This is a genomic window from Ilyobacter sp. (assembly GCF_041583315.1).
In the GTDB taxonomy this organism is placed as follows: Bacteria; Fusobacteriota; Fusobacteriia; order Fusobacteriales; family Fusobacteriaceae; genus Ilyobacter.
This window is the reverse complement of record NZ_JBFHGC010000483.1, coordinates 1-2,231: the sequence shown is the minus strand read 5'-3', so window position 1 is coordinate 2,231 and position 2,231 is coordinate 1. Positions and strand designations below refer to the sequence as shown.

At 36.8% G+C, this 2,231-nt stretch carries 3 protein-coding genes and 1 tRNA gene; 2 read left to right on the top strand and 2 right to left on the bottom strand.

Going from position 1 to position 2,231, the window contains the following annotated elements; genetic code table 11:
• The coding region (locus ABZA26_RS13215) for a lipopolysaccharide core heptose(II) kinase RfaY (RefSeq protein ID WP_372714972.1) at positions 1 to 309 on the top strand (309 nt) is incomplete at its 5' end.
• An 18-nt stretch (positions 310 to 327) separates the two neighbouring features.
• Positions 328 to 1,293, top strand: coding sequence for a GDP-mannose 4,6-dehydratase (locus ABZA26_RS13210; RefSeq protein ID WP_372714971.1), 966 nt, complete (start codon positions 328 to 330; stop codon positions 1,291 to 1,293).
• Between the two features lie 46 nt (positions 1,294 to 1,339).
• Here the strand turns inward: ABZA26_RS13210 and ABZA26_RS13205 are convergent, their stop codons facing one another.
• The gene (locus ABZA26_RS13205) at positions 1,340 to 1,876 is read right to left on the bottom strand and encodes a helix-turn-helix domain-containing protein (RefSeq protein WP_372714970.1); all 537 of its coding nucleotides are present in this window, start codon (positions 1,874 to 1,876) and stop codon (positions 1,340 to 1,342) included.
• 205 nt (positions 1,877 to 2,081) lie between these two features.
• A tRNA-Met gene (locus tag ABZA26_RS13200) sits at positions 2,082 to 2,158 on the bottom strand.
• Positions 2,159 to 2,231 lie beyond the last annotated feature (73 nt).

Sequence of the window (2,231 nt, the reverse complement as noted above, 5' to 3'; positions counted from 1 at the left end):
GAAGCTACAAAGAAAATGCACGAATACGGAGTTTATCACGGGGATTGTAATCCCAGTAATTTTATAATTACAGGAAGTGGCGTGAAGATAATAGACACCCAGGCAAAAAAAATGTATTTCGGGAATTACAGGGCACATTATGATATGGTGACTATGAAGTTTGATTCTTACAAAGAGATGAAATATCCTTACGAAAAAAATATTTTTTATTATATGGTTATCATGGTGAAAGGTTTCAAGAGAAACTGGCTGGTTGAGAAGATAAAAAAGAATAAAAAAATCCTACGTGATAAAGGTTGGAAAATATAGAATTAAGGAGATGCTGCAATGAAAAAATATCTAATAACTGGCGGGGCGGGGTTCATAGGTTCTCATTTATGTGACTATCTGCTCGGCGAAGGTCATAAAGTGGTAGTTGTGGATAATTTTAATGACTATTATGACGTGAAGATAAAAGAGAGAAATGTAGGCGGGAATTTAGATAATCCAAATTACAAGTTGTATAGAGGAGATATAAGGGATCTTGATTTTCTAGAAAAGATATTTCAAGATGAAAAACTGGATGCAGTCATAAACCTGGCAGCCATGGCAGGGGTCAGACCATCTCTAGAGAACCCTATGCTTTATGAAGAGGTAAATGTAAGGGGGCTGATGAACCTGTTGGAGCTTAGCAAGGCTAATGGTATAAATAAGTTTATCCAGGCATCCTCTTCATCGGTTTACGGTAATAACAAAGAGGTCCCATTTAAGGAAACGGCGGTGGTGGATTTTGCAATATCCCCCTATGCTGCTACAAAAAAGTCTGGAGAAGTGATGGGACATGTGTACCACCACCTCTATAACATCGATATGATCCAGCTGAGGTTCTTTACAGTGTACGGTCCTAGGCAAAGGCCGGATCTTGCCATACACAAGTTCACAAGGATGATAACAGCGGGAGAACCCATTCCTTTCTACGGAGACGGGACAACTCAGAGAGACTATACTTTTATTGATGATATTATAGACGGTATATCAAAATCCATAAGATACCTGGAAAAAAATGAAAAAGTGTATGAAATATTTAATCTCGGGGAATCACATACTGTATCCCTCAAGGAAATGGTTGGAACTATAGAGGAAGAGTTGGGTATAGAGGCTAAAATAGACAGACAGCCTATGCAGCCTGGAGATGTAGAGAAGACCTATGCAGATATAGGCAAGGCAAAAGATATTTTAGGTTATAATCCTAAGACTGAATTTAAAGATGGAATAAGAAAGTTTGTAAGCTGGTATAAAGAGAACAATGGCTGATAACAATCAAAAATAAAATGGTTCCGGGATAAACTCCGGAACCATTTTATTTTTTCACAGAGAACCAATAGACTATGCTAGGGTCTTTAAGTGGATTTCTATATTTATGAGGGGTAAATTTTTCTAGATAAACAGAATCCCCTTCAGTAAGATTGAAAATTTCGTTATTCACTTCTATTTCCAGAGCTCCCTTTATTACGATTCCAATCTCATCATAATCGTGCCCCCAAGAAAGGTCGCTGTAGTCGCTGTTCCCATCAATTGTAATAGCAATACTGTTGAGTTTATGTGACCCCTTTGTAAGCAACTCTATCTTTGTGTGATCGCTGTTAGAAGAAAAAATTTCTTTTCTTTCTTCTCTTTTTACCACAGGAGAAGAATCAGAGTTGACCTGAAGAATCTCCATTAAATTGATAGAAAGTGCTGCACAAATCTGTTGAAGATTAGAAACAGAAGGACTGTTTTGGTTTCTTTCAATATTGCTGATAAATCCAACGGACAATCCTGTCATATCTGACAGTTTTTTTAATGTAAGTCCCTTTTCTTTTCTGCAAAATTTAATTTTTTCTCCTAAATTGTTCACTATTTGTTCCCCCTGAAAATCTGATGATGAAGATTTTGAAAATTATATCATAACTTTTTTTTTAAGTAAATTGATTTCCTAATAAATAGACAAAAAAATAACGACTGTAATTTTTAAATGGTATTTTTCATAAAAAGATAATATAAAAACAATCCAAATAAAAAAAGCATCCTTCAGCTAACAAAGATGCATTTTAATTCCAAGATGGTGCCTAGAAGTGGATTCGAACCACCGACCGCTCGGGTATGAACCGAGTGCTCTAGCCAACTGAGCTATCTAGGCATATAAATGGTGGAGATAAGCGGGGTCGAACCGCTGACCTTCGCAGTGCAAGTGCGACGCTCTCCCAACTGAG

Bases quoted from the DNA above. Each gene is read 5' to 3' on its own strand.
- ABZA26_RS13210 (WP_372714971.1), top strand. From the start codon at position 328: ATGAAAAAATATCTAATAACTGGCGGGGCGGGGTTCATAGGTTCTCAT.